General features: G+C 34.0%; 23 protein-coding genes and 1 other annotated feature. Of the genes, 19 read left to right on the forward strand and 4 right to left on the reverse strand.

What is annotated here, in order from left to right:
- The first annotated feature begins 2 nt into the window (after window positions 1-2).
- The 18 genes from JOD29_RS01625 to JOD29_RS01710 all read left to right on the forward strand — a co-directional run bounded on the left by JOD29_RS01625 (window position 3) and on the right by JOD29_RS01710 (window position 17,075).
- Window positions 3-482: a DUF456 domain-containing protein gene (locus tag JOD29_RS01625; protein ID WP_124762038.1), complete on the forward strand. Its 480-nt coding sequence runs from the start codon at window positions 3-5 to the stop codon at window positions 480-482.
- A 188-nt stretch (window positions 483-670) separates the two neighbouring features.
- Window positions 671-1,276, forward strand: a complete 606-nt coding sequence (locus JOD29_RS01630) for a superoxide dismutase (protein ID WP_124762036.1) — start codon at window positions 671-673, stop codon at window positions 1,274-1,276.
- A 205-nt stretch (window positions 1,277-1,481) separates the two neighbouring features.
- Window positions 1,482-1,679: a hypothetical protein gene (locus JOD29_RS01635; RefSeq protein WP_124762034.1), complete on the forward strand. Its 198-nt coding sequence runs from the start codon at window positions 1,482-1,484 to the stop codon at window positions 1,677-1,679.
- 145 nt (window positions 1,680-1,824) lie between these two features.
- On the forward strand, window positions 1,825-2,709 hold the full coding sequence (locus JOD29_RS01640; RefSeq protein ID WP_124762032.1) for a patatin-like phospholipase family protein: 885 nt from the start codon (window positions 1,825-1,827) through the stop codon (window positions 2,707-2,709).
- Between the two features lie 68 nt (window positions 2,710-2,777).
- A complete protein-coding gene (locus JOD29_RS01645; RefSeq protein ID WP_124762030.1) occupies window positions 2,778-3,197 on the forward strand; it encodes a pyridoxamine 5'-phosphate oxidase family protein in 420 nt (139 codons plus the stop codon).
- A 94-nt stretch (window positions 3,198-3,291) separates the two neighbouring features.
- Window positions 3,292-3,915: a hypothetical protein gene (locus JOD29_RS01650; RefSeq protein ID WP_124762028.1), complete on the forward strand. Its 624-nt coding sequence runs from the start codon at window positions 3,292-3,294 to the stop codon at window positions 3,913-3,915.
- A gap of 154 nt (window positions 3,916-4,069) precedes the next feature.
- Entirely contained in the window at window positions 4,070-4,237 is a 168-nt protein-coding gene (locus tag JOD29_RS01655; protein ID WP_205101602.1) for a hypothetical protein, read from the forward strand.
- 126 nt (window positions 4,238-4,363) lie between these two features.
- Window positions 4,364-5,464: a 5-methyltetrahydropteroyltriglutamate--homocysteine S-methyltransferase gene (locus tag JOD29_RS01660; protein ID WP_124762026.1), complete on the forward strand. Its 1,101-nt coding sequence runs from the start codon at window positions 4,364-4,366 to the stop codon at window positions 5,462-5,464.
- Window positions 5,465-5,517: 53 nt separating this feature from the next.
- Window positions 5,518-5,769: a hypothetical protein gene (locus JOD29_RS01665; RefSeq protein ID WP_124762024.1), complete on the forward strand. Its 252-nt coding sequence runs from the start codon at window positions 5,518-5,520 to the stop codon at window positions 5,767-5,769.
- Window positions 5,770-5,905: 136 nt separating this feature from the next.
- Window positions 5,906-7,168 (forward strand): M48 family metallopeptidase, encoded by a 1,263-nt coding sequence (locus JOD29_RS01670; RefSeq protein ID WP_124762022.1) that lies wholly within the window; start codon window positions 5,906-5,908, stop codon window positions 7,166-7,168.
- A 468-nt stretch (window positions 7,169-7,636) separates the two neighbouring features.
- Window positions 7,637-9,847 carry a penicillin-binding transpeptidase domain-containing protein gene (locus tag JOD29_RS01675; protein ID WP_420844534.1) on the forward strand — a complete coding sequence of 737 codons (2,211 nt, stop codon included), beginning with the start codon at window positions 7,637-7,639 and terminating at the stop codon, window positions 9,845-9,847.
- Between the two features lie 320 nt (window positions 9,848-10,167).
- On the forward strand, window positions 10,168-11,139 hold the full coding sequence (locus tag JOD29_RS01680) for a PstS family phosphate ABC transporter substrate-binding protein (RefSeq protein ID WP_124762020.1): 972 nt from the start codon (window positions 10,168-10,170) through the stop codon (window positions 11,137-11,139).
- A gap of 78 nt (window positions 11,140-11,217) precedes the next feature.
- The gene (gene pstC, locus JOD29_RS01685) at window positions 11,218-12,165 is read left to right on the forward strand and encodes a phosphate ABC transporter permease subunit PstC (RefSeq protein WP_124762018.1); all 948 of its coding nucleotides are present in this window, start codon (window positions 11,218-11,220) and stop codon (window positions 12,163-12,165) included.
- Window positions 12,166-12,167: 2 nt separating this feature from the next.
- Window positions 12,168-13,046, forward strand: coding sequence for a phosphate ABC transporter permease PstA (gene pstA, locus JOD29_RS01690; protein WP_124762016.1), 879 nt, complete (start codon window positions 12,168-12,170; stop codon window positions 13,044-13,046).
- Window positions 13,047-13,060: 14 nt separating this feature from the next.
- The gene (gene pstB, locus JOD29_RS01695; protein ID WP_420844535.1) at window positions 13,061-13,912 is read left to right on the forward strand and encodes a phosphate ABC transporter ATP-binding protein PstB; all 852 of its coding nucleotides are present in this window, start codon (window positions 13,061-13,063) and stop codon (window positions 13,910-13,912) included.
- 15 nt (window positions 13,913-13,927) lie between these two features.
- Complete coding sequence (phoU, locus tag JOD29_RS01700; protein ID WP_124762014.1) at window positions 13,928-14,587, forward strand: phosphate signaling complex protein PhoU; 660 nt, start codon at window positions 13,928-13,930, stop codon at window positions 14,585-14,587.
- Between the two features lie 140 nt (window positions 14,588-14,727).
- Window positions 14,728-14,961: a binding site (T-box leader), on the forward strand.
- Between the two features lie 159 nt (window positions 14,962-15,120).
- Window positions 15,121-16,509 carry an anthranilate synthase component I gene (trpE, locus tag JOD29_RS01705; protein ID WP_124762012.1) on the forward strand — a complete coding sequence of 463 codons (1,389 nt, stop codon included), beginning with the start codon at window positions 15,121-15,123 and terminating at the stop codon, window positions 16,507-16,509.
- Window positions 16,506-17,075 carry an anthranilate synthase component II gene (locus JOD29_RS01710; RefSeq protein WP_124762010.1) on the forward strand — a complete coding sequence of 190 codons (570 nt, stop codon included), beginning with the start codon at window positions 16,506-16,508 and terminating at the stop codon, window positions 17,073-17,075. Before trpE ends, JOD29_RS01710 begins: the two co-directional genes overlap by 4 nt.
- A 46-nt stretch (window positions 17,076-17,121) precedes the next feature.
- Here the strand turns inward: JOD29_RS01710 and JOD29_RS01715 are convergent, their stop codons facing one another.
- Together JOD29_RS01715 and JOD29_RS01720 are read right to left on the reverse strand one after the other, a co-directional pair.
- On the reverse strand, window positions 17,122-17,592 hold the full coding sequence (locus JOD29_RS01715; RefSeq protein WP_124762008.1) for a glutathione peroxidase: 471 nt from the start codon (window positions 17,590-17,592) through the stop codon (window positions 17,122-17,124).
- A gap of 35 nt (window positions 17,593-17,627) precedes the next feature.
- Window positions 17,628-18,845 carry an MFS transporter gene (locus tag JOD29_RS01720; protein ID WP_124762006.1) on the reverse strand — a complete coding sequence of 406 codons (1,218 nt, stop codon included), beginning with the start codon at window positions 18,843-18,845 and terminating at the stop codon, window positions 17,628-17,630.
- 138 nt (window positions 18,846-18,983) lie between these two features.
- On the opposite strand from JOD29_RS01720, the gene JOD29_RS01725 reads away from it, so the two are divergent.
- Window positions 18,984-19,868, forward strand: coding sequence for a LysR substrate-binding domain-containing protein (locus JOD29_RS01725; protein WP_124762004.1), 885 nt, complete (start codon window positions 18,984-18,986; stop codon window positions 19,866-19,868).
- A 25-nt stretch (window positions 19,869-19,893) separates the two neighbouring features.
- Here JOD29_RS01725 and JOD29_RS01730 read toward each other — a convergent pair whose 3' ends face one another.
- Both JOD29_RS01730 and JOD29_RS01735 read right to left on the reverse strand, forming a co-directional pair.
- On the reverse strand, window positions 19,894-20,397 hold the full coding sequence (locus JOD29_RS01730) for a hypothetical protein (protein WP_124762002.1): 504 nt from the start codon (window positions 20,395-20,397) through the stop codon (window positions 19,894-19,896).
- Window positions 20,394-20,834: a hypothetical protein gene (locus tag JOD29_RS01735; protein WP_124762000.1), complete on the reverse strand. Its 441-nt coding sequence runs from the start codon at window positions 20,832-20,834 to the stop codon at window positions 20,394-20,396. Before JOD29_RS01735 ends, JOD29_RS01730 begins: the two co-directional genes overlap by 4 nt.
- Window positions 20,835-20,950: the final 116 nt, after the last annotated feature.

Below are 20,950 nucleotides of genomic sequence, written 5' to 3' on the forward strand. Positions count from 1 at the left end.
ATTTGGAACTTATTGCATGGATATTAATAATTGCAAGTTTTATCATTGCATTTGTTGGGCTTGTTTATCCGATTATTCCGTCAGTTTTATTTATTTTAATTGGATTTATTGTATATGGCTTATTTTTCTCTTTTGCAGAGCTTAGTTGGTGGTTTTGGACTATTGAAATTTTATTTGTTATTCTGCTTTTTGCAGCAGATTCCGTTGCCAATTTAGTAGGGGTTAAGAAGTTTGGTGGCTCCAAAGCAGGCATGTGGGGTAGTACAATTGGGTTACTAGTAGGGCCTTTTATTATCCCGATTGCAGGAATTTTAATAGGACCATTCGTAGGAGCAGTTATTGGTGAGGTTCTTGTAACGAAGGTAGAATTAAAACAAGCTATTAGAGCTGGAGTTGGGTCGTTAATCGGTTTTTTAACTTCTGTAATTACAAAAGGAATTATACAAGCTGTGATGATTATTATTTTCATCATTGCCATATAATAATTACTTGTTGATTACTTTTCAAAACGGGGATTCTACTAAATTGTTATTATAGTTAAATCTCACCATTTTTTCCGCCTAAAGGCTGAATTAACTTTTACTTGGAGCTAAATGATTGAATGAAATACCCAAGTTTGATAACCTAGTATTGTAATCAATATTACTTATGTTTAGGGAGGATATTCACAATGGCATTTGAATTACCACAATTATCTTACGCTTATGATGCATTAGAACCAAATATCGATGCAAAAACTATGGAGATTCACCATACGAAACACCATAACACTTATGTAACAAACTTAAACGCAGCAGTAGAAGGAACTGAATTTGCTAGCAAAGATCTAAATGAACTTATTGCAAATATCGAAGCACTTCCTGCTGATAAACAAACTGCAGTACGTAACAATGGTGGCGGTCATGCAAACCATACATTATTCTGGGAAATTTTAGCTCCAGGTGGTGCTACTGCTCCTACGGGTGAATTAGCTTCTGCAATCGAAGCAAAATTCGGTAGCTTAGATTCTTTCAAAGATGAATTTGCAAAAGCTGCTGCAGGCCGCTTCGGTTCAGGTTGGGCTTGGTTAGTAGTAGAAGGTGGCGAACTAGCGGTTACATCAACACCAAACCAAGACTCTCCAATCATGGAAGGTAAAACACCAATCTTAGGTTTAGACGTTTGGGAACACGCTTACTACTTAAACTATCAAAACCGTCGCCCTGACTACATTTCTGCATTCTGGAACGTAGTAAACTGGGATGTTGTAGCTGAAAAATACGCTGCTGCTAAATAATTAATTTAGTAAATTACAGCGTCGAAATCATAAAAATAGGCACAATAATTTATATGAAAAGGCAAAATCCAATAGTAGGATTTTGTCTTTTTTTCATGAAAAGAAAACATTCAAAATACATATTAAGGGTTTTCAATTAGAAATATGAACCGACACATAAAAACAGTAAGAATGTACAAATTATATTCTATGGAGGTGATCTATTGTGAAAAACAAAAAAAAGGGAAATGGACAGGATCGTGAAGAATATGGATACGGTTTTGATCTGAGTCCGGATGATTTTGACATCATAGGTGAAAATGAACAAGCAAAAAAGCGAAATCAAAACAATAATCACGGTAAGCAAGACAATGATAATGGAAGACAAACGAATAAGAGTAATCATACAAATTTAAATGGTTAATGATTAGTAAATTATCCTAATGGCTGGTCTGTACTTTAAATGACATAAAGGGCATCTCAAGATGAGATGTCCTTTTCGACATTAGTTCTATTTTTTCCCCTTTATTCTTAAATTGTAATGATGGATAAATAAAGGGGAGAGGTATTTGGAAATAGATGGTGTGTTCTCTGGTGGTGGAATAAAAGCTTTCGCCTTTATTGGTGCCTATCAAGTATTAGAAGAAAAAAATTATCAATTTAAACGAGTAGCGGGAACAAGTGCAGGAGCTATTGTTGCAGCATTTATTGCAGCGGGCTATACCGTTAAAGAAGTTGAAAGAGCATTGGATGAATTAAATCTTAAATCCCTCTTAGACACCCCAAAAAAGGCATTTTCACTACCATTTACTAAATGGATAAATTTATATTTTAAATTTGGATTATATAAAGGTGATGCATTAGAAAATTGGTTTTATCAACAGTTAGCCAGTAAAGGAATTTATACTTTTGATGATTTACCAAAGGGAAAATTAAAACTTGTAACATCGGATTTATCGAGTGGACGCATGATTGTGCTACCAGATGATTTAGGCTATTACGGTATTGACTGGAAGACGTTTTCAGTTGCTCGTGCATTAAGAATGAGTTGTGGTTTACCATTTTTCTTTGAACCAGTTATTTTAAAAAATAAAAAGGGCGAATATCTCTTTGTCGACGGAGGGATTTTAAGTAATTTCCCTATGTGGATATTTGATAATGGAATGAAAGAACGTCCACTTTTAGGATTGAAACTAAGTCAACCACGGGAACAACTACCCCCTCAACAATTTAAAAATGGCCTAAATTTATTTGAAGCACTGTTTACTGCAATGAGAATTGCTCATGATGAGCGATATATATCTAGGAAGCATGAGAAAAATATTATTTTTATACCTGTTGAAGATTATTCCACAACAAAATTTGATATTGACCAAGAAACGAAAGAATTACTAATTGATATTGGTAGAAAAAAGACTGAAAAATTTTTAAATACATGGAGACCAGTTTTTTAAGTTAATTAGCATAAATGAATTGCAACTCTCAAATAATAAAATGAAAAAATCAAGGGAGGATACAATTTATGGCAAAAACAGACTTAGAAATAGCTGCAAAAATATTAGATGATAATATGGTTGGGACAATGGCAACAATCCAGGGGAATAAACCCCACTCACGTTATATGACTTTTTTTAACGATAACTTTACTTTGTATACAGTAACTAGTAATGATACCCATAAAGTGGAGGAATTACAACAAAACCCTAATACACATATTCTAATCGGTTACGATGGAAAAGGGTTTGGTGATTCATTTTTAGAGATAGAAGGAAAGGTTGAAGTTTCACAAAATGACGGAATGAAAGAAAAAGTTTGGAATAAAGCATTGAAATTTTGGTTTAATGGTCCGGACGATCCGAAAATGGTCATTTTAAAAGTAACACCTACTCAAATGCGTTTAATGAATACAAAAGGGGAAGACCCGAAAATAATTAATTTTTAATAAGCTTAATCATCTTCATGCACACTTTTCCTTTAGCTATCGAACAACATCAATTCAAAAAGAATACTTGAATAAACATAGGAGTGAAACATCTTTGAAGAAGATATTATTTGCATTGTTTTTATCAGTAACCCTTATTTTTGGAATAGGAGCAACGTTTAATGAAACATTGGCTCATCAATTTAAGGAAGAATATGAAAATCTAGACCCAGAAACTAAAGAAAAAGTCGACGAAGTTTTAAATAATTTAAAGAAAGATTTAACAGATTTAAATGTAGAACTGCCTAAACATCATGCGAAGTTTGACAAATTAGATGATGATGCAAAACAAAAAGTAAAAGAAATTATGGAACAAATGAAAGATGGCAAGATTACAGAAGAAGAGGCAGATGCCCAATTAAAGGAGCTAGGAGTAGAATTACCTGATCATCATCGTGATGACATGCTTGCAAAATTGGATGATGAAACGAAGGAAAAAGTAAAACAAATACTAAATCAAATTAAAAATGGATCCCTAACAAAAGAGGATGCGGAAGCCAAATTAAAAGAATTGGGCGTCTCATTCCCTAAACATCATCATGACAAAAAGGACCCGTTTGCTGATTTGGATACCGATACTAAGGAAAAGGTAGATCAACTGCTAATTAAGGCTCAAAGTCAGTTAAAGGAATTAGGTTTGGATATTCCAAAAGAAAAAATACCTTACTTATTGAAGTAGCAAAGTAATGTCACTGTTTATGTATGGTAAATAAAGGATTCGATTTCTTTCAACTTAAGAAAGTGATCGAATTCTTTTTTTATATTATTATTAACGAATAGGAATACATTCCACCACAGGGGAAATAGTAGGGAGTGTATTTCTAGTCTATATTATGGGGTTACGTCCATTTGTTTCTTTAGGAACTCTAACAGAAGACAATATCATAGTTGAAGGGGTCAAAACTTTCCCACTTGTCTTTATTTTTATGTATCTTTTAGGAATTATGTTGTCAATCCTTTCACAACAAGTATTAAAAACAATTAGAGGAAGTAAAAACTAAAAATCGTAGTAAAAGTTGGGATTACTCTTCTTTTTCAAATATGTGATATATTAATTTGTATAGTAGGTAAAAATAAGTTATACAAGAATACTATTCTTGGATTACTTTTAAAAGGGAGTAGAGTAGATGACAAAAACAATTAAGGCACCTTTTCGTTATGACCATGTAGGAAGTTTCTTACGACCACAAGTGTTAAAAGAAGCTCGTTCAAAATTTCAAAAGAACGAAATTACATATGCTGAATTGAAAAAAGTAGAAGACGAAGAAATTATTCGTTTAATTGAAAAACAAAAAGAAATCGGTGTTTTATCAATTACGGATGGTGAATTTCGTCGGAGCTGGTGGCACTTTGATTTCTTAGGTGGACTTGAAGGGATGGAATACTATGAAAAAGATCATGGCTTAAATTTCCATAACTTAGAGACTCGTAAAGAAGGTATTCGGGTTGTTGGAAAAATTGACTTTGGCCATCATCCATTTTTAGATCATTTTAAATTTGTAAAAGAACATGCTGGCGAATCTACAGTAAAATTTACGATCCCAAGTCCCAATATGCTACATGCACGTGCTGATAAAAATACTGAAATTTATGCAACAGAAGAAGAACTAATTGAAGATACAATTATAGCTTATCAAAAGGGAATTCAAGCATTTTATGATTTAGGGTGCCGTTACCTACAATTAGATGATACGGCCTGGGCTAGTTTATTCTCTGATGAAACTCGTGCTAAACTTGTTTCTGAAGGTAAAGATCCTCAAAAATTCATGGATACATTACAGTATGTGATCAATGAGTCAATTAAAAATAAACCAGCAGATATGACTATAACAATGCACATTTGCCGAGGAAACTATAAATCAACTTTCCATTCTAGTGGTGGTTATGATTTTGCAGCAAAAGTTATTTTTGGTGGTCTTAATGTTGATGGTTTATTCTTAGAGTTTGATGATGAACGCTCTGGTAGCTTCGAACCATTGAAATATGTAAATCGTCCAGATTTAAAGGTAGTACTTGGTTTAGTTACTTCTAAATTTGGAAAGTTAGAGGATAAAGAATCAATTAAAACACGTATTCACGAAGCTGCACAGTATGTATCGCTGGATCAACTTTGCTTAAGTCCACAATGTGGTTTCTCTTCTACTGAAGATGGTAATATTCTAGAGGAAGACAACCAGTGGCAAAAACTATCTCTAATTAAAGAGATTGCAGAAGAGGTTTGGGAATAATTTAACTTAACCTACTCCAATTTGATGAAAAATGAGTCTAATCATTAGGTTTAATGAAAAGAACTGATTTTTACTGGGAGTTATTCAAGGATGCTGTGTTAGGTGCACAAATTCTAAAGCGAAAACATGGCAAGGATACACTTAATTTTGTTGCACGAGATTTAGAAGGTTTTTCAGATGGTATCCTTAAAAATAAGGAAACAAACATTGTTAATGGGGATGAAAAAACATATAAACAAGTTGCAATTCGCTTAGATAATCCACAAAAGTTTAAACAATATTTAGAACAAAAAAACCTATTATAACAATTATGACAGGGGGGACAATAAAACACAGTCTCCTCTTTTAATTTAAGTGTTAGAATACTGTAGTAAAAATGGTTCTATCTTGTCCATTTTTGATTACACTGTTATAAAAAGGTTTTTATTGAGGTGGGATGTTGTGGTTAAAAAATGGGGAATAGCGGTCCTGTTATTATTCGGTTTATATGCATTAGCAATGTATTTTTACATTTTTTATGGAAATGACGGTGGAATACCAGCTGCATTACAAGGAACTGTAGCAGATCCAGCAACGTTCATGACAAAAAAAGAACTGCTATTAAGTGAAGATTATGCGAAAATTAGGAACTTCTTATTTTTTGTAGCGACACCTTTCGAATGGCTAATGTATTTCTTTGTTCTCATTTCAGGCGCATCTTTACTAATTGAAAAATGGTCAGATTTCGATATGAAATGGAAGGTTGTAAAAAATGCTATCTATTTATTTTTACTTTTGATTCTAACTTTCGTGGTGTTTTTCCCATTAGATTATTATCGATACAATTTAAGTAAAAGTTATGGAATCAGTACACAATCATTTTCATCTTGGATGAGGGATAACGTAATAGACTTTTGGGTGAACTTTGTCATTACGGTATTAGTTGTAACGGTTTTATACTGGCTAATTAATAAGAGTCCTAAGAAGTGGTGGATTCCAGCATGGTTATTAACAATACCGTTCTCAATATTCATCATGTTTATCCAACCTGTTGTCATCGATCCGTTATATAATGAGTTTTATCCACTAACAAATAAAGAATTAGAAACTAAAATTCTAGAACTTGCAGAGCAAGCCAATATTCCATCAGATCATGTCTATGAAGTAAATATGGCCGAAAAAACAAATGCTCTAAATGCCTATGTGACGGGAGTCGGAAGTAATTCGAGGATTGTCTTATGGGATACGACATTAAACCGATTAAACGAAGAAGAAATACTATATATTATGGGTCATGAAATGGGGCATTATGTTGAAAAGCACATTTATATAGGGATAGCTGGATATGTTCTGATGATGTTGGTAGGACTTTGGTTAATTTCAAAAATGATGCCTTGGATTATTAATAGGTTTGGGCATGTCCTAAAAATTAAGGATGTAAAAAGCATTCATTCTTTACCACTGATCTTACTTTTATCGTCAATATTATTATTTTTATCAAGTCCTATTTCAAATTTCGTTTCTAGATATCAGGAACAAAGAGCAGACGAATTCGCAATGGAATTAGTACAAGACCCAGAAGCAGCAGTTAGCGGTTTCCAAAAGTTAACGAAAGCAGGGTTAAGTGAGGTAAATCCACCAACGCTTGTAAAATGGTTTAGATATACACATCCACCGATGCTTGAGCGTATTAATAATGTAGCTGAGTATATGGAAGAAAAATAAAAAAGGGGTGTCTCTATTAATTGAGGCACCTCTTTATTACGTAATTTACCATTAAGTTAAAAAATACCTGCTAATAAAATTTCTGCTTACTATAGTATTGTGGCCTTTTTATGTAGTATTGCATCGAATGCGGAGTTTCTGGTAAGTTTAATATTACTGTTTGGAATTAATGTATTTGTGAAAAGCTAACATGCTAACTAAAAAATATCAAATTTTTACTTTGGACATGGAACTGAATGTGAACTCTTACGCTAGAGAATATGGTTGTGTCTTCTGAAGGGACATTAACAATCAACATAATTTGATAGTTGAAAGAATAGGAACCTTTTACGCTTTTTACCGTTACAGAACATGTAGTTTCCTTGCCTTTGTCTATGTTCTTTTTTATTAACTAAGGAAATGATATACTAGAATGCATGTGTTTCATTATATAGTTCAAAATAAGTTTAATTAGAAAGGGGGATTACAGTGAGAAATAAGCAAAAATTGAATCGTGCATCTAGTGTGAAAGCAAAGTATCGAGCAAGCTTATCTTTTCGTATGAACGTCCTTTTCTTTTCAATCTTTATACTATTTTCTGCATTAATATTCCGACTAGGATATTTGCAAATTGTAAATGGGGAAAATTATGTACGAGCATTAGAACGCACGGAAGAAGTTGCAGTTAATACGAGTGTACCAAGAGGTAGAATTTATGATCGCTATGGTCGTGTGTTAGTTGATAATGAGCCCGAGAATGCCATTACATATACAAAGATGCAATCAACAACAACCGAAGAAATGCTCGATATTGCGGAACAATTGGCGATGTTAATAGAGCAGCCAACTAAACGGGTCACATATCGTGATAAACTAGATTTTTGGATCTTAAAAAATAAAGAAGCTGCATACGATAAAGTTTCGGAAAAAGAAGAAACCAACTTACGAGCAACGATTGAAGATGAAAAAGAAGTTCAAAAAGAAATTGATCGCTTGGTGAGAGAACGAATTACAGAAGAGGAGTTAGCTGAATTAACTAATTTCGATTTAGAAGTTTTGGCAATATACCGTGAAATGGTATCAGGCTATAGTTTGTCACCGCAAATTATTAAAAGTGAGGATGTAACGGCTGCTGAATTTGCACGTGTTTCTGAGCGGTTATCCGATTTGCCAGGAGTCAATACTACGACAGACTGGAAGCGTGTAAAATTATCGTCCCTTTCTATTTTAGGTAGAACAACTGTCCCTAGTAAAGGGATTCCAAAATCAAAGCTTGATTTTTATTTAGCACGTGACTATTCAAGGAATGATCGAGTAGGGGAAAGTTATTTTGAAGCTCAATATGAAGAGCTATTACAGGGACAAAAATCAGTAGTAAAAAATATTACGAATAGACAAGGTGCAGTTGTTGATACCGTAACAACTTATGAAGGTGAACCTGGGAAAGATTTAGTTACAACAATCGATACTGAACTACAAGCTGAAGCTGAAAGAATCGTTGAAGAAAAATTACTCGAGCTTAAGAATGAGTATGGCAGTTCAAAACTCTTGGATCGTGCCTTCTATGTCATGATGAATCCAAGAACAGGAGAATTGCTAGCGGTTGTGGGGAAAAAGATTGAGAAAGATCCTGAGACAGGTAAACAATATGTTGTTGATTATTCATATGGAACATTTACTACAGCATATGAAGTAGGGTCAACAATTAAAGCTGCAACATTGTTAATGGGTTACTCTCAAGGAGTCATTCAGCCAGGAACTACTTTAATTGACCAGCCTATTAAACTTGCAGGTACAGACGCAAAAAGTTCTATATTTAACCGAAGTGGTGCAATTCCGATGAATGATGTCACAGCACTCGAACGTTCATCGAACTCATATATGTTCCAAGTGGCTATGATGCTTGGTGGTTCGAGATATCAATACAATATGGGGCTAAAGTTAAAAGATGATACGCTCCAAAGAATGCGCAATGGATATGCACAGTTTGGACTTGGTGTTAATACTGGTATAGATTTGCCTAGTGAATTCTCAGGTTACCAAGGGATTCTTGATAACCCTGGTAAAATATTGAACTTTGCTATAGGACAATTCGATACGTATACTCCGATGCAACTTGCTCAATATATTTCAACAATTGCAAACAATGGATATCGTGTTCAACCTAGACTATTAAAAGAAATTCGAAAACCTTCTGAAGATGGTGAAACTTTAGGTCCAGTTGTGGAAGAAGTAACGCCAAAGATTTTGAATCGAATTTCTAATAGTCAAGATGAAATTGATCAAGTGAAAAAAGGACTTCGTCAAGTTTATATTGGAAACCAGGGTTCTGCTCGTACACAATTTGGAAATGCTCCATACACTGCAGCGGGTAAAACAGGTACTGCGGAAGTGGTTTATTACGGTCCGCTTCGTGAGGAGTATGGAACTACTACAATCAATTTAACTCATGTTGGGTTTGCTCCTTTTGAAAATCCAGAGGTTGCATACGCTGTATTTATTCCATGGGTAACAACAAACTATGATATTTATCAACCGCAAAATAATGAAATTGCGCGTGAAATATTGGATGTTTATTTTAAATTAAAAAAGAAATATGCTGAAAACGGAGTATCCGAAAGCTCGGTGGAACAAAAGATCCTTCCACCAACAACAGATGAGAAAATTGATGAAAATACGGTTGAACAAACAGTAAAATAATAAAAAAGACTCAATAGATTGCAATTGCATACTATTGGGTCTTTTTCTATTTATTGATTGTAGGTATTAATAATTCTATTGTTTACGCTTTAAGGGAAAATTTAAGTATGGGAAATAGGTTATTAAAAATTAATTCTAGCATTTATATAGTTTTGCTTAATGTTCAAAATTAAAGTATTAACGAATAATTGAAAATTTATTCTACTTTTCGACATTGATTTACAATCTCTTTACAATTCGTTTATATAACATCAACAATACACCTTTATAGTGAAACCTGTAAGACAAACTTACTATGAAATTGATGGAGGAAATAAGAGATGAAAAAGTGGAAGTACTTAACAATGACAGCCGCGTTAGGCTCAGCATTATTATTAGGAGCTTGTGGTTCTAACACAGCTGAAGAAGAACCTGCAACTAATGAACAAACTACTGGTGAAACTGCAGATCAAGGTGATGCGCAATTAACAGGGACAGTATCTGGTGACGGTTCATCAACAGTTGCCCCAATTACAGAAGCAATAGTAGAAGAATACAGCGGAGTACAACCTGACGTTAAAGTATCGGTAGGGGTTTCAGGTACAGGCGGTGGTTTTGAAAAATTCATCGCAGGTGAAACTGATTTCTCAAACGCATCACGTCCAATTAAAGATGAAGAAAAAGCTGCTTTAGAAGAAGCTGGTATTGAATATACAGAATTCAAAATTGCAAATGATGGTTTAACAGTTGTTATTAACCCAGAAAACAATTGGGCTCAAGATTTAACAGTTGATCAATTAAAAGCACTTTGGATTGAAGATGGCACAACTAAAAAATGGTCTGATATTGACCCATCTTGGCCTGCAGAAGAAATCGTATTCTACTCACCAGGTACTGACTCAGGTACTTATGATTATTTTGATGAAGTAATTCTAGATGGAGCTGACTTAGTCAAAAACGCTACTTTATCTGAAGATGATAACGTATTAGTACAAGGTGTTGCTGGAGATAAAAATGCAATCGGATTCTTCGGTTTTGCTTACTATCTAGAAAACACAGACAAATTACAAGCTGTATCAGTTAATGGAGTGGAACCGAATAACGAAACAATTGAATCTGGAGAATACACACCACTTTCACGTCCATTATTCGTATATGCAAAAAATGATGCAGTAAAAGAAAACGAAGCTTTCTATGATTTCATGAAATATACATTAGAAAACGCTGGTGCAATGGCTGAAGCTGTTGGTTATGTTAAATTACAAGATGTTGATTATGAAACAGGTTTATCAACTTTAGAAGGCTTAAAATAATTTTACTAGATTTTTATAATGTGTGGGTAAAACCTAGCCCACACATTTTCTCACGTATATTGAAGGGAGATTTACATTATGGCTTCTCAAGGATTAGGGAAAGAGCAATCAGTTCAAGATTTGATTGCGAAGTCTCGAAACAAGCAAGGTAAAAAAGTTCTTGAAAAAGTGATGCCATTACTATTGTTATTTACTGCCGTTGTATCTGTATTAACAACTTTTGGGATCCTTTTTACACTTGTATTCGAGACCTTTGAATTTTTTCAGAGAGTATCAATTACAGATTACTTATTCGGAACAGAATGGTTTCCATTCTCAGGAAATAATCCTACATTCGGTGTACTACCATTAATTTTAGGTACTTTAAAAGTTACAGTCATCGCAATAATCGTAGCTGTACCATTAGGTATAGCAGCTGCAATTTATTTAAGTGAATATGCATCAGATAAAGCACGCCGTGTAATTAAACCTATATTAGAGGTGTTAGCAGGTGTTCCTACAATTGTTTATGGTTTCTTCGCTCTAACATTTGTTACACCAATTCTGCAACAATTGATACCGTCACTGAAAATATTCAACGCACTTAGCCCAGGTATTGTAGTAGGGATTATGATTATCCCAATGATCGCATCGTTATCTGAAGATGCAATGAGCTCTGTTCCAAATTCTATACGTGAAGCTGCTCTTGGATTAGGAGCAACAAAACTTGAAGTAGCATTAAAAGTAGTTCTTCCAGCTGCAATTTCGGGTATTATTTCATCTATTGTTTTAGCGATATCACGTGCAATTGGTGAGACTATGATTGTATCCCTTGCAGGTGGTGCAACGCCAACGTTTAATTTAGATGTAACAGGTTCTATCCAAACCATGACAGCGTATATCGTTCAAGTTTCATCTGGTGATGCTGGTTATGGTACAACAATTTACTACTCAATTTATGCTGTTGGGTTCACACTATTTATATTCACATTAATTATGAACCTATTAGCACACTATATTTCAAAACGTTTCAGAGAGGAGTATTAACGATGAAGTACATTGATGAAACTGTTGTTATGAAGCGTATGAAGTCTCGTTTAAAGTTCAACAAACTTTGGAAATCGTTATTCCTAATCGCTACACTTTTTGCATTGCTTTGTTTAGTTGTTTTATTGGTGCGAATCGTTTCACAAGGCTCCGGATATTTAAATATAGATTTCTTAACAAATTTTGCATCACGCTTCCCTGAAAAAGCAGGTATTAAAGCTGCTTTAATCGGTTCACTTTGGTTAATGGCAGTTGTTGCACCTGTATCCATTATATTAGGTGTAGGTACAGCAATTTATTTAGAGGAGTATGCAAAACAGAACAAATTTAATGATTTTATTCGTACGAATATTTCTAACCTTGCAGGTGTACCATCAATTGTATTTGGTTTACTTGGGTTAACAATTTTTGTTCGAATGTTAGGATTAGGGAAAAGTGTCTTGGCTGCAGGTTTTACAATGAGTTTATTAATTCTACCTGTAATTATCGTTGCAGCACAAGAAGCCATTCGTGCGGTACCAAATGAACAACGTGAAGCTTCTTATGGAATGGGAGCAACTAAATGGCAAACAATTACGCGTGTGGTTTTACCAGCTGCAATCCCAGGTATTTTAACAGGTAGTATTTTAGCGTTATCCCGTGCAATCGGAGAGACAGCACCGTTAGTTGTTATTGGTATTCCGGTTATTCTACAATTCTTACCAGAAGGATTACTAAGTGAATTTACCGCATTACCAATGCAAATATATGATTGGGCAAAACGTCCTCAAGAAGAATTTTTATATGTTTCTTCAGCCGGAATTATTGTTTTAATGATATTGCTTGTGGTAATGAATTCAATTGCAATCTTTATTCGCAATAAATTTCAAAAACGATATTAAAGGAAGTGTAAAGGTTGGTACAAACAATGATTAAAAATGATACTGAAAAGTTAACTTTAAAGTCGTCTGAAAATGTAGGTGAAGAAACATCTACAAAGATTATCACAACGAAAGATACTGTATTCCAATCAAAGAATTTCGATCTTTGGTATGGAGATCATCATGCATTAAAAGATATTAATTTAGACATCAAAGAAAATGAAGTTACTGCTATTATCGGACCATCTGGATGTGGGAAATCCACATATATTAAAGCTCTAAATCGAATGGTTGAGCTTGTTCCTATCGTAAAAACAAATGGTGAAATTAGTTACCGTGGACGTAATATTTTTGAAGGTAATTATGAAGTTGAAGAACTACGTACAAAAGTGGGGATGGTCTTCCAAAAACCTAATCCATTTCCTAAATCAATTTATGATAATATTGCATATGGACCAAGAATCCATGGAATTAAAAATAAAAGAGTTCTAGATGAAATCGTAGAAAAATCATTGCGCGGTGCTGCGATTTGGGATGAAGTAAAAGATCGTCTGAACCAAAATGCATATGGATTATCCGGTGGTCAACAACAACGTATTTGTATTGCTCGTTGTCTTGCAATTGAGCCAGATGTTATTTTAATGGATGAGCCAACATCTGCACTTGACCCAATTTCGACTTTAAAAGTAGAAGAACTTGTTCAAGAAATAAAACATAAATATTCCATTATTATCGTTACACACAATATGCAACAAGCAGCTCGTATTTCTGACAAAACAGCATTCTTCTTAAATGGTGAAGTAGTTGAATTTGATCATACTGATAAAATATTCTCGACTCCAACAGATCAAAGAACAGAGGATTATATTTCAGGTCGATTCGGTTAAGGAGGAAGGAAGGACATGGGAGTTCGTGGTCGTTATGAACATGATATTGAGGATGTTCAAAATGAATTAATAAAACTTTGTAAATTGAGTATAAGTCAACTAGATCTTACATTTAAATCGTTCATTAATAAAGATTTAAAATTAGCACGTGAAATTATTAATAAAGATACTGAAATAAATCACTTAGAAGAACTAATAAATGATCGAGTAATTTTAATTATGACAAGACAACAACCAGTTGCAAAGGACTTACGACGATTAGTTGTTTTACTAAAAGCAGCATCTGATATGGAACGTGTTGGTGATTATGCAGTAAATATTGCAAAAGAAACGATTCGTATTGGTGATTCGCAATTTATTACTTCAGTTGAGTTAATTGAGGATATGTTCTTAAAAACTTCTGCAATGTTAAATCAAGTTGTGGAAGCTTTTGTGGAAGAAAACACAACAAAAGCAAAAGAAGTAGCTGATTTTGATGATCAAATTGATGAAATGTACGGAAGTATGATTACGCAATTAATGAAGTTAAGTAGTGTTCGACCTGAAAATATTTCGCAAATAACAAATTTAGCATTTATTTGTCGCTTTATTGAGCGTTGTGCTGATTTAGCAACAAATATTGCTGAATATCTATTCTATTTAAAAAAGGGTCAACGATTCGACCTTAATAATTAAATCTATTTTATAGAGCTGACTTAGTGTAGTGAGTCGGCTTCTTTTTATTTGAAAATTCTCGGTTTATCTGATTTTTTTTAATTTTCCATAATTACATTTGAATAGTGGCAAAATTTATAATAAAATAGGGTTAGCTAAATAATAAAGCAATGATGAAAAAGAGTAGTATTATGGGATGGCTAAGAGAACTAGCGGTTGGTGTAAGCTGGTGCATGACATAATATGAATGGGTTTCTAGCTTCTAGTGCTGAAATAGTAGTAGGTATTAGCGAATTTGTTACGTTACAACAGTTGAGAGGACTAATTTATGTATTCAATTTAGAACGCAATAAATTAGTCAATGAAGGTGGCACCACGGCTTTTCCGTCCTTTGTGATGGAAAGCCTTTTTTGCATTTTTGTAGAATGTTAATCCATAAAAGATTGAAATTGTTGTGATGATTCGCAATTGTTTTGAATCAATCTCACAGGTATTAACTGGATACATTGAAAAACGGTGTAAGTTTAGTAGAGTAGAGAAGGAGAGAGTTGAGCATGACTGTTGAAGTGAAAAATTATATCATTCGTGAGTTACAAGGCGATATGATGACACCAATTTCTGTGTTTCAAAGTTTGAAGGGGAAGCATAAAGTTTTATTTGAATCCTCTGCAAAACATGAAGAAAGTGGACGATACTCTTTTATCGCTGTGAATCCAATCGCACAATTAAAGGGAAATCATGATTATTACTACTACAATTACAATGAAGAGGAATTAATTAGAGAATCAGGATCGGTTTTGCAAAAACTTCGTGAAATGCTTCCAATCCAAAATGTTCAGTATCCTTTTTCATTTTTTGGAGGGGCGATTGGCTATTTTGGATACGATACTGCTTTTTATAATGAAAAAATTGGTGAGGTACTGCAAGATGATTTAAACATGCCAGATGTACATGTTTATTTTTATGATACATTTATTGTCTTTGATCATTTGCTTCAAACTGTAACAATAGCGTCCGTAGATCTTTTCCAATCAGGTAAATCAGAAAAAGAAATGGAACAGTCAATTGGACGACTTATTGATGAAATAAAACAAGGTGTTACATTTAAAGAGGAACAAGCGATTTCTGTTAAGTTTGAGCCAACCATTAGAAAAGAAGACTTTATTGAAATGGTTGAAACTGCAAAAAATCATATTGAGCGTGGAGACATATTCCAGGTTGTTTTATCACAAAGATTCTCAGCTGCCTTCAATGGTGACCCATTTGCATTATATCGAAAACTTAGAACATCTAATCCTTCCCCATATATGTTTTACTTAGAATTTGATCAATATACAATTTTAGGTACTTCTCCAGAAAGTTTAGTAAAGGTCCAGGATCGAATTATTACAACGAATCCAATTGCAGGTACCAAACCTCGAGGGAAAACGAAGGAAGAGGATGAACAAACGGAACAGTTACTACTACATGATGAGAAAGAAATAGCAGAACATCGAATGCTAGTCGACCTAGGCCGTAACGATATTGGTCGGGTGAGTAAAATTGGGTCAGTTAAAGTAAGTAAATATATGACAATTGAAAGGTATAAATATGTAATGCATATAGTTTCAGAAGTAATTGGTGAGTTAAATGATGATGTACATGTCCTTGACGTGTTAACCTCTTGTTTACCTGCTGGGACAGTATCAGGGGCACCGAAAATTCGTGCTATGCAAATTATTAATGAACTAGAACAAAGGAAACGTGGAGTTTATGCAGGTGCGATCGGTTATCTTTCATTAAATGGGAATTTAGATTTAGCTTTAGCAATTCGTACAATGATTGTGAAAGATGAAAAAGCCCATGTGCAAGCTGGTGCAGGAATTGTTTACGATTCTAATGCTCAGTCTGAATATGAAGAAACCCTTAATAAAGCAAAAGCATTGTTGGAGGTGCACCGATGATTTTACTTATTGATAATTATGATTCATTCACATATAATCTCTATCAACAAATCTCAAGTTTAGGTAAAAATGTTCGAGTGGTTCGAAATGATGCTATTACAATAGAAGAGATTCGAGAATTAAATCCAGAAGCAATTGTCCTTTCACCAGGGCCAGGGACTCCTGAAGATGCGGGGATCACGGTTGATGTAGTAAGACAACTTTATTCTGAATTTCCGATACTAGGTATTTGTTTGGGTCATCAGTCAATCGGTGCAGCTTTCGGAGGTAATATTGTTAGAGCAGAAAATATAATGCATGGGAAATTGTCATACTTAACATATAAGAGGGAAGGATTATTTAATTCCTTAACAGAAGAAATAGCGGTAATGCGCTACCATTCATTAGTGATTGAGCCAGCAACATTGCATGAGGATTTTGAAATTATAGCTACTTCTACAGATGATCAAGAAATAATGGCAATTCAACATAAACAATATCCAGTTTATGGTTTACAATTCCACCCAGAATCCATTGGTACAGAAACAGGTATAAAGATGGTTGGAACCTTTTTAGAAAAAATTTAGATAAAATCAAACGCCCTAAAAGCTAAGTCTTTTAGGGCGTTGTTCGTTAAAGATATTCTTTTATTTCATTTTCAAACTTTGATGGTTTATCAGTTGGAGCAAACCGTTTTACGACATTTCCTTCTTGATCGACTAAAAACTTCGTAAAGTTCCATTTAACATTCTTTCCGAGAATCCCTTTTGATTCCTCAGTGAGATATTTAAAGAGTTCATGTGCCTCATTCCCATTTACTTTAACTAAGTCATGCATAGGGAAGGAAACTCCATATGATAATCGACATGCTTCTTCTGCTTCTTTACCGGAGCTTAGTTCTTGTTTGAATTGGTTAGAAGGGAAACCTAACACCACAAAATCCTCTTTTTGATATTTTTTATATAGTTCTTCAAGTTCTTCAAATTGAGGAGTAAAGCCACATTTCGTAGCAGTGTTCACAATCAGCATTACTTTACCCTTATACCGTTCTAGCGAATATTGTTCACCGTTTGTATCGGTTACTGTAATATCATATAAACTCATCTAATCCCTCGTTTTTTTCAAGTTTAACTTAAAACCTAATATTGGTAATGATTCTCTACGCTTGATTCAACTTTTCGATCATTCAACATGATTGTAACAGTAAGGATGAAGGCTGTCATAATTAAACAACTGATAAAAGCTATAATTCCATTCCAGCCCCAATGTGACCAGAAGATACCACCGGTTGTTCCACCAACACTAGAACCAAAATAGTAGGCGAATAAATAAAGTGAGGAAGCCTGTGCTTTATCTCTTTTTGCTCTTCGACTAACCCAACCACTTGCTATTGAGTGAGCACCAAAAAATCCAAAAGTAAAGACGACAATACCTAATATTTTTATGAAAAGGTGAACAGGTAATGTAAGTAATGCACCTGAAAACATAATAATAATCCCTATTAATAATACCTTTTGTCGACCGAATTTATCTGAAAGACTACCAAACCAAGCTGAGCTAAATGTTCCAACTAAATAGACTATAAAAATCCATCCTACAATGGTTGCACTTAAATTATATGGATGGGCTAGTAATTTATAACTTATGTAGTTATACAACGTTACAAAGCCACCCATAAGTGTAAAGGCTATACCAAATAAGCAAACTAATCCGGGGTCTTTTAGATGAGAAAATAAAGATTTTGATAGTGATTTGAATTGTAATGGTCTAGGCGTGAAGTGTTTTGAAGCCGGTAACGCCCAAACAAAGTAAGCACAAATTACTAAACTTAATAATCCTAAAAAAATCATCCCAATTTGCCAATTATATAAGTCGGTAACCGTCCCCATAATAATTCGCCCTGCAAGTCCACCGACAGAGTTACCACTTATATAAAGGCCCATTGCAGCACCTAAGCTTGCCGGGTCAACTTCTTCCCCTAAATAAGCCATAGCAATTGCTGGAACGCCAGCAAATACAAATCCTTGAACAATTCTTAAAAGAATTAAGATTTCAAATGAGGGTGAGAAAGCTAGAGCAATTGTTAGAATAGAAGCTGCAAAAATGGAAATCGTCATTAACTTTTTTCGTCCCCAAGCCTCTGATAAGGAACCAAATAAAATTAAACTAAATGACAATACGACTGTTGCAACCGATAATGAAAGACTAGCAACAGTTGGTGACACATGAAATTCTTTTGAAAACTGTGGAAACAGTGGTTGCGTAATATATAGATTTGCAAAAGTAATGAATCCTGCAGCAAACAATGCTAAATTAGCCAAAGTAAACTGTTTTGTGCCCTTTTGTAAGTAGGTCATACTGCTCGCCTCTTTTTAAATTAATTTTGACATTTTTTTGAACATCCCATTTCAATTCATTATAATAAGAATAACTACATAAAGATAATTCATTGTTTTTATCTGATATATAAATAAAAGTTATAAGGAGCCGTCGAAATGGATTTTATTGCGCTTCATTATTTTAGAGCAGTTGCTAAGTACGAAAATATGTCTCGTGCTGCTGCTGATCTACATATAACTCAACCAGCATTAAGTAAATCGATTTCATTATTAGAAGAGTCCCTTGGTGTAGAACTATTTGACAGAAATGGACGGTCGATTAAATTAAATCGTTACGGGAAATTTTTTTTGGAGCGTACTGAATTTATTTTGCAAGAATACGATCGAGCGAAAGAAGACTTACTAAATCTTGTGGCGCCTGGTCAAGGGGAAGTGTCAATTGGTTTTATGCATACGCTAGGCCTTGAAGTGATACCTTCGTTAATGACAGATGTGAAGAAAGTATATCCTAAAATGAAATTTCAGTTATCACAAAGTAACTCAAGTGAGTTAATGAAAAAGCTCGAACAAGGTGAGCTTGATCTATGCTTAATTTCTTCACTAGATACAAACAATGATGTGGTATGGGAGAGGCTTTGGGATGAAGAGTTATTTTTAATTGTACCAAGTCAGCATCCATTAGCTAATAAAGATAGGGTAAAACTATCCGAATTCGCAGAACTTCCATTTATCTCAATAAAAAAAGGGAATTCTTTGCGTCAAACAGTTGATGAGTTATATAGACGAGAGGGTTTTCAATTAAATGTTGCCTTTGAAGGTGAGGAAATTCATACGGTTGCAAGTCTAGTAGAAAGTGGTTTAGGCGTATCGCTCATTCCGTTAATTAAAGGTATTGAGCAATATAATTTGAAGATTCTTCAAGTTGATGCAAATGATTGCAAACGACAAATAGGGGTCGCTTATAAAACTAATCGATTTATGAGTGCTGTAACAAGGCAATTTGCATCGTATGTTCGCTCTTATTTTAAAAAAGAAGAGTAGGTTGGAAAGCTATATTTATTCCAACCTACTTATTTGAATCTCCAGTAATAATCTTTGCAATTTCCTCAACAGTCATTGTGGAATTTAATTCAAACTGTCCTTTTTGTATTGTTTTTGCATATTCCGGTTGTGCTAAGAACAGCTCCATTTGAACACTATTTGAAACAATGCCCATATCTTTTAATTTCTGTGCAACATCAGCTGGTTTTAATCCAGAATAAATATAAAGTGTACCGTAAACAACGCCATTTTTTGTGCTAGTACTACCCTCAATTTCATGGTCTTTTTCAGTAAAAGGGGCAGAGGTTTGTAGATTTTCCTTTTTAGTTGATTGTTCTTTTAATTGAGTAATCTGTTTATTGGCTTCGATAAGTTTTTGTTCAAGCTGAGCAATTTGTTCTTCATATTTTATTGAATTCGTGTTTTTTTCTTGTGAAATGAATGGAATATTCCATTGTTCACTTAAGGCATAAAGCAATCCGATGATAAAACAAGCAATACCGAAAGCGCGTAAGGAAGAGCGTTTCATCTTTTTCCTCCTTCACCGCTTAGTATAGTATGAATCTGTTCTACTGATAAAGTTGACATTTTACTGATCTCAACAATCGGATAGCCTTGTTTGTTTAATTCAATGACTTGTCTTACTAAAATTTCATTTACCGGTTTTGAAGTATTCGAACCTGAATAGTTAATTGGGTGTTTAGTAGAAGCTGTCGGTTGTTTATATGAGTCGAAAGAATTTTTAGGATTTGTTGTAGTTTTTGAAGTATCTATTTTAAAGTTTGCGTCAAGTAACAATTCTTCTTCTACAACCTTTAATCTTCTCTTAAGTGCATTAGTTTCTTGATAAATACCTATTGATAATTCCTCTAAATCCTTTTCAACTTTTTTTGCCGGATCCTTTAAGAAAAATGACCCAATAATACAAAAGATGCCAACGAGCATTATGATGATCGATAAGTCCACGTGTTGTCCTCCATTAGTTTGGCATTATTAATTATTTTAACATAATCAAATTATAAATCATGCTAGATTTTTTCTGAGTTTATGTTATAATGATTTAGTCGTATAAATCATGCTCA

The organism is Lysinibacillus composti, assembly GCF_016908465.1.
Lineage (GTDB): Bacteria > Bacillota > Bacilli > Bacillales_A > Planococcaceae > Ureibacillus > Ureibacillus composti_A.

What these genes read in the sequence shown, in the direction of transcription:
- JOD29_RS01630 (WP_124762036.1), top strand. Translation starts at nt 671, where the DNA reads ATGGCATTTGAATTACCACAATTATCTTACGCTTATGATGCATTAGAA.
- JOD29_RS01645 (WP_124762030.1), top strand. Translation starts at nt 2,778, where the DNA reads ATGGCAAAAACAGACTTAGAAATAGCTGCAAAAATATTAGATGATAAT.
- JOD29_RS01655 (WP_205101602.1), top strand. Translation starts at nt 4,070, where the DNA reads ATGGGGTTACGTCCATTTGTTTCTTTAGGAACTCTAACAGAAGACAAT.
- JOD29_RS01660 (WP_124762026.1), top strand. Translation starts at nt 4,364, where the DNA reads ATGACAAAAACAATTAAGGCACCTTTTCGTTATGACCATGTAGGAAGT.
- JOD29_RS01665 (WP_124762024.1), top strand. Translation starts at nt 5,518, where the DNA reads ATGAAAAGAACTGATTTTTACTGGGAGTTATTCAAGGATGCTGTGTTA.
- JOD29_RS01680 (WP_124762020.1), top strand. Translation starts at nt 10,168, where the DNA reads ATGAAAAAGTGGAAGTACTTAACAATGACAGCCGCGTTAGGCTCAGCA.
- pstC (WP_124762018.1), top strand. Translation starts at nt 11,218, where the DNA reads ATGGCTTCTCAAGGATTAGGGAAAGAGCAATCAGTTCAAGATTTGATT.
- pstA (WP_124762016.1), top strand. Translation starts at nt 12,168, where the DNA reads ATGAAGTACATTGATGAAACTGTTGTTATGAAGCGTATGAAGTCTCGT.
- phoU (WP_124762014.1), top strand. Translation starts at nt 13,928, where the DNA reads ATGGGAGTTCGTGGTCGTTATGAACATGATATTGAGGATGTTCAAAAT.
- trpE (WP_124762012.1), top strand. Translation starts at nt 15,121, where the DNA reads ATGACTGTTGAAGTGAAAAATTATATCATTCGTGAGTTACAAGGCGAT.
- JOD29_RS01710 (WP_124762010.1), top strand. Translation starts at nt 16,506, where the DNA reads ATGATTTTACTTATTGATAATTATGATTCATTCACATATAATCTCTAT.
- JOD29_RS01715 (WP_124762008.1), bottom strand. Translation starts at nt 17,592, where the DNA reads ATGAGTTTATATGATATTACAGTAACCGATACAAACGGTGAACAATAT.
- JOD29_RS01720 (WP_124762006.1), bottom strand. Translation starts at nt 18,845, where the DNA reads ATGACCTACTTACAAAAGGGCACAAAACAGTTTACTTTGGCTAATTTA.
- JOD29_RS01725 (WP_124762004.1), top strand. Translation starts at nt 18,984, where the DNA reads ATGGATTTTATTGCGCTTCATTATTTTAGAGCAGTTGCTAAGTACGAA.
- JOD29_RS01730 (WP_124762002.1), bottom strand. Translation starts at nt 20,397, where the DNA reads ATGAAACGCTCTTCCTTACGCGCTTTCGGTATTGCTTGTTTTATCATC.